We start from the raw sequence: 10,112 nt of genomic DNA, 5'->3' as shown, positions 1-10,112 counted from the left end.
GGACGGACCGGGCTCGGCGTTCCCGTCCCACTCCGGTTCCGTGTCGCCAGACGTGGTGTCGCTCATTCTGCGTCGAGGGCCTGCTTCAGCGTCTCGAGATTGATGTTTTCCATGATCTCGACATAGCCCCAGTCCTCGTCGGCCCACTCCTGGGTCTGTCCGGGAATCGGCGTCAGCGGCAGGACTTCGGTGGCGTCGGTTTCTTCGACGAGCTGGTTCGCCGCGGTCTGGGATTCGAGCGGATCCGCGCAGACGTACTGGAGGTCGTGCTCGGCAATGATCTCTTGGGCCCGCTCGATATCCTTCGGCGTCGGCTGGTCGTCCGGTGACAGTCCCGTCAGCGTCTGTACTTCGAATCCGTAGCGCTGGCCGAGATACTGGAAGGCGTTGTGACCCGCGACAAACACGACGTCTTTCGAGGCGCCCTCCAGCGCGGACTGGAACGACTCGTCGAGTTCGTCAGACGATTACGGTACGACTCGGCGTTCTCGGCGTAGGCACTGGCATTGTCGCTGTCGACGTCGACGAACCCGCTCCGGATGTTGTCGACCGCCTGCTTCGCTCGCTCCGGGTCTAGCCAGAAGTGCGGGTCCGTTCCGCCGGAGTGGTCGTGGTTGTGTCCCTCCTCGCCTTCGTGTTCGTTTTCTCCCTCGTGCTCGCCTTCGTGTTCCTCTCCACTCTCATGGTCGTGTTCACCTTCGTGCTCGCCATCGCCCTCGTGTCCGTATTCGCCGGCAGTCTCGGTCACTTCGGGTTCGATGGCCGACCCACTGCTGTTGGTGAGCGTCGCGTCGAACTCCGCGGGAGCGTGCTGGGCGAAGAGTACGTAGTGGCCCTCCGTTTCGATATCGAGGGAGAACGTCGTCTCGCCGGAATCCGCGAACTGGAGGTGGTAGAGTGACTCACTGGACGGCGTGAGGGTCTCTCCGCCTTCTACCGGTGTGTGCGTGTCGTGGTCGCCGTAGAGGGTGGTTGCGGTCTCCTCGACGTGGTGAATGCCGTGGTCGCCGCCCTCTTCGGTTGCGATAACGGCAGCTGCATCTTCGGATCAGGGCCCTCGTGGAACGTGTACGTGTAGGTGCCAGCTTCGAGGTGGTAGAGACCAACCCACTCCCACGGGACCGATTCGCCGTGGTGCTCCTCGTGGTCTCCCTCTTCGTGTTCGTCGTGGCCGTGTTCTCCTTCGCCGTCGTGGCCTTCCTCGTGGCCTTCCTCGTGTTCCCCCTCGTGGTCTTCTTCGTGACCGTGGTCGTGTCCGCCTTCGATGAGGTCGATACCAGCACCAGCAGCGACGATGTCGACATCGGCGTCGTCGTCACGGAGACTCGTCACGAGGTCGTCAGCCCAAGGCTGGAATCCCTCCATCCCGTAGAGGAAGAGATCCGATTCGAGGATCGTTCCCTGTATTTTGGAGCCAGGCTCCCACCCGTGGCCGTGTTGGCCGATCGGGACGAGCGTCTCTGCGGTCGCAGTGTCGCCTGCAACCTGACTGGCCAAGTCCCCGAATACGAAGAACGAAGACTGGGCTTCCGGCCCGGCTCCACCTGAATCATTAGAGCTGGCGTCGTTCGAGAGACAGCCAGCGAGGGAGCCGATGGTGGTGAATCCGATTCCAGTTGCGACGAGTCGTCGTCGGGTGTATCGAGGCATCTGTTGTTAACACTGATAGACTAGATAATAAGAGCTATGATTTTGTGCGGTAGAGTTAATAATCTCTATCTAGGTGAGGGAGGGACTTACTAACCGATGCCGGAATAACTAACGTGGGCTCTGGAATTGCTAATCGTTGCTACCTCAGATTCCGTATTACATAAGTCCGAGAAGCGTGCTAACAGGCATTTAGTAGCTGTGGCACCCAGATACGGTTGCAATGTGCCACTGCTTCAGCGAGTTGACCGAGATGAGTGACGAACAGCGAGCGGAGGTTCTCGAAGAACACTCGATGGAAGAACTCCGCACGGAATACTCCACCGAAGAACTAGAAACCCTCGGCGTCATCGCCTGAGGACACTTCACGTTGGTCCTACCCCGGACGACCGACAGCGTCCGCCCATCACGCAGACCCGGTCGCCTCCCGTTTCTCTGCGTACGCGAGCGTGTAGTAGTCTCGATCAGTTACCTCACCGGGATCGTTCGTAACGAGGGCCTCTTCCGAATCCATGAAGAGTCGCCGTCCGAACGTCACCTCGTACCCTGCTTCAGTCATCTTTTCGTAGGTCGTCGGTGCGTCAGTCACTTTGAACAGGATCAACCGATTCGGACCGATCGGTGCTTCGCCGTCGGTCGCCTCGCGTAGCGTCAGTTCAGCGCCAGCGTCGATGTCGACCCCGAGGACCGAAGCGAACGCCGTCACACTGCTGACACCAGGAACGACTTCGATGTCGATGCTGGGATGCTGCTCGCGAAGCGTCCGACGCAGGTGCCCGAACGTCGAGTAGATACAGGGATCGCCGAGCGTGACGAACGCCGCGTCGGCCTCTCGCGCTTTCGGCGCGACTTCCGCGGCCGCCGTCTCCCACGCTGCCTGGAGTTCTTTGGGATCGGTCGTCATCGGGAACTCGAGGTCACTCAGTTTCGATTCGGAAACGTACTCGGCTGCGACGCGCCGTGACAGTCGTCCCGGTGAGTAGACGACGTCGACCGATTCGAGTCGTCGTTTGCCGCGAACCGTGAGCAGGTCCGCCGAACCCGGTCCCAGCCCGATTCCGTAGAGCGTCATCGGTTACGTGTCCTCCTCGTGGCTCTCGATACCGTCCTGAACCACTTTCTCCGCGAGCACAGCACACGGGACGCGCATCGGCGTCAGCTCGATTCCCAAGAGATCGAGGGCGTCCTCACGGTCGAGGTCACGAACCTCCGAGAGCGTCATTCCTGGGAGTTCTTCGGCGAGCAGGCTCGCACTCGCAATGCTGATCGCACAGCCTTCTCCAGTAAACGTGACCTCTTCGATCGTCTCACCGTCCTTGGCGAGTCTGAGATCAAACGTGAGTTCGTCGCCACAGGAGGTATTCTCGCCAGTGTGCGAGAAGGTAACCGGCGAGAGGCGGCCCCACCTTCGAGGGTTACGGTAGTGATCCAGGATTACCTCCTGATACATTTTAGAACCCTGCATCTATTCGACCTTGTGTCGGGTTGCGAGTCCGGCAAGATGCGGGGCTTCCTCGCTGATAATCTCCGCCGTGGCGAGCTCGACGGCGTTCACACTTCCCGGGAGCACGAACACTGGCACGTCGCGGGCGATGCCCGCTGTCGCACGGGTTGAGACGATACGCGTTCGTACCTCCTCCCACGAGAGCCATCGGAACGCTTCGCCGAAGCCCGGCAGTTCGCGGTCGAAGAGTTCGCTCACCGCGTCCGGAGTGACGTCGTCGACGGTGACTCCCGTTCCGCCTGTGGTCACGACGAGGTCGACATCCGGTCGATCCAGGCAGTCGCTCACTGTGGTCTTGATCCGGACGTAGTCGTCCGGAACCATCCGGCGTGACGTGACGACGTGGCCCGCTTCGACGAGGATACTCGCAATGGCGTCGCCACTGGGGTCGGGTGGCGTCTTTTCGACGCCGTCTCCGCGGGACGAGGACACGGTTACGATGGCCACGCCCAGCGGGTCGATACAGTCGTGGCCGTCGGCATCAGTCGTCCGTCGGTCCGCTGCTGGAGGAAGTTCGCGGTCATTCCGGATCACGATAGGTCACCTACCACGAGGCGTTGTTCCATCGGGGGCTGCGACCACTCCATCGTCCCCGGGAACGGATTCTCGAACGCCTCCCAGTCGTCTTCCATCCCGGTCTCCGAAACGAGGCAGTCGTCGAGCGTATCGGCGATGCTGGATTCGTCCATCCCAGCCCCGATGAAGACGAGTTTCACTTCGCGGTCACCCCACTGTTCGTCCCAGTGGAGGTCCGACCGCGATTCGCGGTAGGACTCGCGCTGGAACTCGGGGAGTGTGACTGCCCACCGCCCGTTGACCTCGACGTGGGTCTGTGTTCCCGCCTGGCTCAGGTCGAGGGCGTAGCGCTCGCGGCCAGCGACCCACAGGTGGCCCTTGGCTCTGACGACGGAATCGGGGAACGAACGGAGCCACTCGCTGAAGCGTTCGGGGTGGAACGGCCGGTGGCGCTCGTAGACGAACGAGTCGACACCGAATTCCTCTGGTGGGTGACGATGGTCGTGCGCTTCGTCGTGGCTATGGTCGTGGTCGTCGCCATGTTCGTGACTGTGGTCGTCCGCCTCCGTCTGGCTCTCGTGGTGGTCGTCTGAATCGACGTCTGTGCTGTCTCCGTGATCGGTCGAGAGTGCCTGTTTCCACCGGGCGGAGTCACTCGCCTCGTCTTGATCGAACCGACCCGTTCCGAGAACTCGTTCCGGGTCGACGGTGCTTTCGGTCGTTCGGACGACGTCGACCCCGGGATGGAGTGTTCGGACGACGCGTTCGACCGCTTCGCGCTCTGTCTCGGAAACGAGATCGCACTTGTTGAGGACGAGTACGTCGCAGAACTCGACTTGCTCGGCGAGGAGGTCCGACAGCGGTCGGGCGTCGTCGTCTGTCGACTTGAGTGGGCGGCCATCGACGAACGCCTGATGGAACTGTGCGGCGTCGACCACCGTGACGGTCGTATCGAGAGCGTACAGTGCCGACGCACGTGCGGGCGAGATGAACCGCTGGGCGATGGGGACTGGATCGCTGATACCCGAGGCTTCGATGACCAGATAGTCGAACTCCTCGTCGAACGCGAGGCGTCTCAGTTCCTGATCGAGTTCGTTCTGCAGCCCACAGCAGATACAGCCGTTCGAGAGCTCCGTGACACCGCCGTCTTCCATCGAGAGTTCGGAGCCATTCTCGATGAGGTCGGCGTCGACATTCACCTCGCCGACGTCGTTGACCAGAACGGCGATATCGTACTCCTCGCCCCCGATGGTAAGGAGGTGGTTGAGCAGGGTCGTCTTTCCGGCGCCGAGCCCGCCACTGAGGATCGTGACCGGGGGTTGCTCGTCGACGGCCATCAGTCGTCAGCCAGTGCGAGTTCGCGCTGTTCGTCGGCGGTGAACGGATCCGGATACTCGTTCCAGTCCTCCTCCATTTCTGCGTCTGAGAGGACACAATCTTCCAGTCGCTCGGTTAGTGTCTCCTGATCGAATTCGCGGCCGATGAACACGAGTTCTGATCCGCGGTCGCCCCACTGGTCGTCCCAGTCCTCTTTGATGCCGGGTCGGGCGGTGAAGTAGCGCTCCTGTTGGGCCTTTGGGAGCGTGGCGATCCACGTCCCTTTCGGACCGGCCCGGACCGACTGGCCTGCTTTGTCGAGCCCCATCGCGATGTCTTCGCGACCGGCGGACCAGAAAAAGCCTTTTGCGCGAACGATACCGTCGGGAAGATCAGCAAAGAGACGAGCGATCCGCTCGGGATGGAACGGTCGGTCGGCGTCGAAGACGAAGGACGTGACGCCGTGTTCATCGGCGGCTGACTCGTGGTGATGTCCGTGCTGGAGTTCACGCTTCCACCCGGCGGACTGGCTTGCTTCCTCGAAGTCGAATCGACCCGTGTTCAGGATCTCCTCGGGATCGACGGCGCCGTGTTCGGTCCGGATGATCTTCGCTCGCGGCTGGAGCGTCTTCAGGACGGCCTCCATCTCCTCGAGTTCGTCGTCCGGGACGAGGTCGCACTTGTTCAACAGGAGAACGTCGCAGAACTCGATCTGGTCCATGAGGGCTTCCTCGGGGACACGATTGCCCTGCGGCTCCATTTCATCGTCAGTGAGCACCTGTCCGGAGTCGAAACCCTGCCAGAAGCTGTGTGCGTCGACGACACTGACCATCGTGTCGAGTTCGTAGACCCCCGTAGGGTCGAACTCCGCGTCCTCAAATCCGCGGGCGAACGTCTGGGCGACCGGAATCGGTTCGCTGATTCCAGACGATTCCACGAGGAGGTATTCGAAGTCTCGCTCTTCGGCCAATCGTCCCACTTCGTCGAGCATATCGCCACGGAGCCGACAGCAGATACACCCGTTCGACAGCTCGATGATCTCGTCGTCGTTCTGGGTGAGATCCGACTCGCGTTCGACGAGGTCGGCGTCGACGTTCACTTCGCCCATATCGTTGACTAAGATGGCAGCGTTCAGTTCCTGCTCGCTACTGAGAATGTGGTTGAGCGTCGTCGTCTTGCCGGCACCGAGGCTTCCGCTGAGAATTGTCACCGGGATTGGGTCGTTGTTGAACGGCATACGCGGGTTATGAATCTACTATACTAAAATACTAATTATTACGGTACAGTTCCCACAGTCATAACAGATACTAATAACTCAGAATAGAATTTTAGTACATGAGCGTCGTTAGCATCTCGATGCCCGAAGCGTTACTCGAACGCATCGACGAGTTCGCCGACGAACACGGGTACAGTGGTCGAAGCGAGGTCGTTCGCGAAGGCACACGGACGCTACTCGAAGAGTTTCAGGGGCAAAATATCGACGGACAGAAACAGATGTGTACAGTATCGGTGGTCTTCGAGTACTGTCAACCCGCCGTCCAACAGCGTCTCACGGGAGTACGCCACGAATACGATGCTATCGTCTCCGCGACTACCCATGCACACGTCCAGGACCAGTACTGTATGGAGTTATTCGTCCTTGAAGGGACCACGGAGGCACTATCTGGCTTCGTCAATACCGTCCGGGCAGTACCGGATGTCCAAGCGGTGGATTACTCGATTACCTCATTCGGAAGAGATCCCATTGATCAGCACATCGAGTCGTGAAGGCAAGTTGAAATCCACAGGAACGGATAGGCGCCGCGTGCTTGTATTCAGTGAGATAGGGCAGCAGCAGTTCGGACAGAGGGTGCAGTTATCTGCATGGGCGGCATCTGCGTCCATATGCCCGAAGAGGTCCTGTTCAAATCGGAAAGCGACCAGAGTCGAGAGGAAATCGCAGCGTATCTTCGCCGTGTAGCCGATAAATTGGAACAAGGAGACGGAATCACTCTGAAAGCGGGATCCGATTCCGTGACAATGGAGCCGCCAGCTCGCCCGACGTTCGAGGTCAAAGCCGAACGTGAGGGGCCGACAGATGGACCCGGTGAATTGAGTATCGAGTTCGAACTCGAATGGGACGAGAACGGCGCTGATGGAGATCGTGAGAGCAGTCAGCTGGAAATCGAGTGAGAACCAGCCGTGAGTACAGCCTAGTGCTCCGCGAGGAGCATCAGTTTGACCCGACTCACCGCATCGAAATCGCGCAAGCGATAGGTGAGGTCCCGGACACGCGGTGCCGGTCCGCTGCAGAAGAGTGTCTCGAGACACCATTCTCCTTCATGGATATGATTCGTGGTCGTGATGACGTCCTGAAACTGATGTTGTACGTCGTGAATCTCTTCGATAACCGCTTCGTGTTCGTAATCGAACGCGATGATAACGACGACGTCGCCTTCGATATCCTCCAGTCTGGTGTGTACCTCGATATACTCCTGCATCGCTTCGCGGACACCACGCGAACGTGAATCTAATCCCTCTGCCTGCCACGTCTCATCGAACTCGGAGAGGAGGTCGTCGGGGATGTTGAAGCTCGTGCGCATTAGGTGTTAATCTGTACCCCACACTTATGAGTTGTTAGCAATTGAATCTGCTAGATTATGATAGTGGCCGACGGTGGGTGAATCATTTTTCCGGTGTTCGAACACACCGTGCTGTAACGATATGGCGGCGAAAAGACAGTCTTCAGGGTGATACAGGCCTGTTGGTTCGTATTGCTTTCACTCGTCGAGTCGCAACGGCGAGTATTGTCGCCAGTATCGTCAGCGCAACAGCGCCCGCAGCTGCAATCTCGTGTGCCGGGGAGACGTGCTGGACGGTGCCGTTCACAATCGGTTCGACCGGCAACAGGGTGTGATGCGGTGTCCCGACAATCGGGACGAAGTAGTCGACAAGATCGTTGAATCCGTACCAGATTACGGCAACGAGAATCGCTCGACCCGGAAAGTCACTGTAGCGATGGATGAGGAACGCTTGGACGACCATCCCCAAGTGTGAGACGAACAGGAAGGCGTACATCACGTTCGAGGCGAGTTCTCGTCCGAACAGTGGAACGACCTGCGGTGGTGGCGTCACCGTCGCGAGAAACGCGTCTGCGAACACCGTCAGGACGTACGGCGTCCAGAGGCCGAGTTTGATACAACCGAAAAACGCCAACACGTTCAGGTACTCGTTCGACCGGCCGAGTTTGTACAGCGCCAGCGAGCAGGCGATGAACAGCGTAGCCGTCGGACTGTCCGGGACGACCGGCCACGCGACGACCGGCTCGAGCTGGAACTGGGGGATGTAGTACCAGAAGCCGAATGCCGTTCCCGCGAGGTTGATCGCGACGATTACCCACGCGTACTGCAGGGCAACGGTCTCTATCCGCCGAGGAAGTGGCGCGAGATACCGAGGGAGGCGCTCAGTCGTGTCCGCGCCCATCTGGAGAGGGTGTCTGTGTGGCTCCCAGGTTGTCGGCTTCTGTGAGGAGCGCCACCAGATCCGCTTCAGTCACTGGCTGTTCGGTCGCCCCCAGCCCTGCATCGCGAGCCACACGAACCGCACTCGGCGGGTGAAGGTTCGCGTCCGCCAACAGCTCGTCGTCGTAGAACACCGCTCGGGGCGTTCCGCTTCCAACGACGTTGCCGTCGGCCATCACACAGACTCGATCTGCGACTTCAGCGGCAAATTCGAGGTCGTGCGTCGACAGGACGACGCTGATACCGTCCTCGTGAATCTGCTCGATTCGCTCGGCGACCAGTTGGGACCGCTCGGGGTCGAGCCCTGCGAGCGGTTCGTCCAGCACGACCACGCTCGGTTCGAGGACGAGCACGCCGGCGAGGCCGACGAGGCGTTTCTCGCCGCCGCTTAGATAGTGAGGAATCCGGTCTTCGAGGTGGCCCGCGTCGACAGTCGCGAGCGCCTCACGAGCGCGCGCTCTCGCTTCATCACCGGGGACGCCGTAGTTCTGGAGGCCGAACATCACGTCATCGAGGACCGTGGGCGCGACGAGTTGCGTATCGGCGTCCTGGAAGACGAAGCCAACTTCTCTCCGTGCGTGTGCCTTGTTGTCTTCGGTGATCGGCGTGCCGTCGACGACGAGTTCGCCGTCGTCGGGAACGAGCGTCGCGTTCAGGTGTTCGAGTAGCGTCGACTTCCCGGCACCGTTGCCGCCGACGAGTGCGACGACTTCGTCGGGGTACACCGAGAAGTCGACATCGTGCATGCCGACCGTCCCGTCGGGGTAGGTGTGGGCCTCACACTGAAGATCGACGAGCGGTGAATCGTCTCGACTCACAGTCTCACCCCGTAGACCGCGACCGCTGCGTAGCCGACGACGGCAACATACGAACCGACCACGATGAATAGTTCGTGGATCGGTGGCCGCGAGACGTCGCCGTACAGCGTGATGTCGCCGTTGTAGCCACGGGCTTCCATCGACTTGACGAGTCGTTCTGACTGCTCGATTGCCGACAGCATCGTCATGCCGAGGATTCTCGCGTACAGCCGTTTGTTCGACCAGAACTCCGAGAAGTTCGCACCCCGAGAGAGCGCGGCTTTCACAGATCCTCAAGCGTCTCGATCATGACGAACGTGAACCGATAGGTGAGCAGCGCGATCTGGTCAATCGGCCGTGGGAGCAACCGCCCGAGCATGTACGCCACGTCGGTGTATTTAGTCGTCATCGACGCCATCAGGGCGAACGTGACGACCGTGAGTGATCGACAGCTGAGCTCCCCGAAGAGCACGAGCCCTGCCCACGTGACAGAAAGTTCACCGAGCGGCGTCGAGAGTGCGCCACCGATCGGCGTTCCCGGTTCGAGAAACGCCAGCGGCCCGGCGACCGAGACGATGAATAGCATCGGGAGCGTGTACCAGCCAGCGAGTCGTCGGTATGGCAGTCCCGCGAGTCCATAGACCACCAGTACGGCTCCGTATAGTCCGGCCAGGAGCGCAAGGCGGTCGAACACCGTGACGGCGAGGACGAGTGCACCGACGACACCGACCTTCGTCCATGGATTGACGCGGTGTAACGGTCCGTCTCGCCGTTCGGCGAACGCCGTGATGAGCCGCGGATCGGGAACGTGGTTCGAGAGTGTCGTCACGG

The 10,112-nt window shown here is 60.3% G+C and carries 13 protein-coding genes and 1 pseudogene; 2 read left to right on the top strand and 12 right to left on the bottom strand.

All coding sequences use genetic code 11. The features are described 5' to 3' along the window. Window positions 1-62 precede the first annotated feature (62 nt). From P0204_RS21225 to P0204_RS20305, 8 genes are all read right to left on the bottom strand, one after another. A complete protein-coding gene (locus P0204_RS21225; protein ID WP_419181159.1) occupies window positions 63-407 on the bottom strand; it encodes a metal ABC transporter solute-binding protein, Zn/Mn family in 345 nt (114 codons plus the stop codon). Next, complete coding sequence (locus tag P0204_RS21220) at window positions 338-748, bottom strand: metal ABC transporter substrate-binding protein (RefSeq protein WP_473092356.1); 411 nt, start codon at window positions 746-748, stop codon at window positions 338-340. Before P0204_RS21220 ends, P0204_RS21225 begins: the two co-directional genes overlap by 70 nt. 185 nt (window positions 749-933) lie before the next feature. Next, window positions 934-1,650 carry a metal ABC transporter solute-binding protein, Zn/Mn family gene (locus P0204_RS20330; protein WP_276224273.1) on the bottom strand — a complete coding sequence of 239 codons (717 nt, stop codon included), beginning with the start codon at window positions 1,648-1,650 and terminating at the stop codon, window positions 934-936. Window positions 1,651-2,053: 403 nt separating this feature from the next. Then, window positions 2,054-2,719, bottom strand: a complete 666-nt coding sequence (locus P0204_RS20325; protein ID WP_276224271.1) for a cobalt-factor II C(20)-methyltransferase — start codon at window positions 2,717-2,719, stop codon at window positions 2,054-2,056. A 3-nt stretch (window positions 2,720-2,722) separates the two neighbouring features. Then, window positions 2,723-3,112, bottom strand: coding sequence for an iron-sulfur cluster assembly scaffold protein (locus P0204_RS20320; RefSeq protein ID WP_276224269.1), 390 nt, complete (start codon window positions 3,110-3,112; stop codon window positions 2,723-2,725). Beyond that, complete coding sequence (locus P0204_RS20315) at window positions 3,113-3,685, bottom strand: MogA/MoaB family molybdenum cofactor biosynthesis protein (RefSeq protein WP_276224267.1); 573 nt, start codon at window positions 3,683-3,685, stop codon at window positions 3,113-3,115. It abuts the gene before it with no gap. Beyond that, entirely contained in the window at window positions 3,682-5,004 is a 1,323-nt protein-coding gene (locus P0204_RS20310; RefSeq protein WP_276224266.1) for a GTP-binding protein, read from the bottom strand. The genes P0204_RS20315 and P0204_RS20310 overlap by 4 nt, the downstream gene beginning before the upstream one ends. Next, window positions 5,004-6,221 carry a GTP-binding protein gene (locus P0204_RS20305; RefSeq protein WP_276224265.1) on the bottom strand — a complete coding sequence of 406 codons (1,218 nt, stop codon included), beginning with the start codon at window positions 6,219-6,221 and terminating at the stop codon, window positions 5,004-5,006. Before P0204_RS20305 ends, P0204_RS20310 begins: the two co-directional genes overlap by 1 nt. 98 nt (window positions 6,222-6,319) lie before the next feature. Here P0204_RS20305 and P0204_RS20300 point away from each other — a divergent pair, with 98 nt between their 5' ends. Beyond that, window positions 6,320-6,751: a CopG family ribbon-helix-helix protein gene (locus tag P0204_RS20300; RefSeq protein ID WP_276224263.1), complete on the top strand. Its 432-nt coding sequence runs from the start codon at window positions 6,320-6,322 to the stop codon at window positions 6,749-6,751. A 117-nt stretch (window positions 6,752-6,868) separates the two neighbouring features. Further along, window positions 6,869-7,156, top strand: coding sequence for an amphi-Trp domain-containing protein (locus P0204_RS20295; RefSeq protein WP_276224262.1), 288 nt, complete (start codon window positions 6,869-6,871; stop codon window positions 7,154-7,156). Between the two features lie 20 nt (window positions 7,157-7,176). On the opposite strand, the gene P0204_RS20290 is transcribed toward P0204_RS20295, so the two are convergent. The 4 genes and pseudogenes from P0204_RS20290 to P0204_RS20275 all read right to left on the bottom strand — a co-directional run bounded on the left by P0204_RS20290 (window position 7,177) and on the right by P0204_RS20275 (window position 10,110). Then, the gene (locus P0204_RS20290; RefSeq protein ID WP_159903723.1) at window positions 7,177-7,566 is read right to left on the bottom strand and encodes a CopG family ribbon-helix-helix protein; all 390 of its coding nucleotides are present in this window, start codon (window positions 7,564-7,566) and stop codon (window positions 7,177-7,179) included. A gap of 142 nt (window positions 7,567-7,708) precedes the next feature. Beyond that, the gene (locus P0204_RS20285) at window positions 7,709-8,446 is read right to left on the bottom strand and encodes a DUF1405 domain-containing protein (protein ID WP_276224258.1); all 738 of its coding nucleotides are present in this window, start codon (window positions 8,444-8,446) and stop codon (window positions 7,709-7,711) included. Beyond that, complete coding sequence (locus tag P0204_RS20280; RefSeq protein WP_276224463.1) at window positions 8,427-9,230, bottom strand: energy-coupling factor ABC transporter ATP-binding protein; 804 nt, start codon at window positions 9,228-9,230, stop codon at window positions 8,427-8,429. Before P0204_RS20280 ends, P0204_RS20285 begins: the two co-directional genes overlap by 20 nt. Before the next feature lie 68 nt (window positions 9,231-9,298). Beyond that, window positions 9,299-10,110 (bottom strand): annotated as a pseudogene (locus P0204_RS20275) (energy-coupling factor transporter transmembrane component T family protein). Window positions 10,111-10,112: the final 2 nt, after the last annotated feature.

The sequence above is a fragment of the Haloarcula halophila genome, from assembly GCF_029278565.1.
In the GTDB taxonomy this organism is placed as follows: domain Archaea; phylum Halobacteriota; class Halobacteria; order Halobacteriales; family Haloarculaceae; genus Haloarcula; species Haloarcula halophila.
Note: the sequence above shows the minus strand (reverse complement) of the source record. Positions and strands in the feature narration are given on the sequence as shown.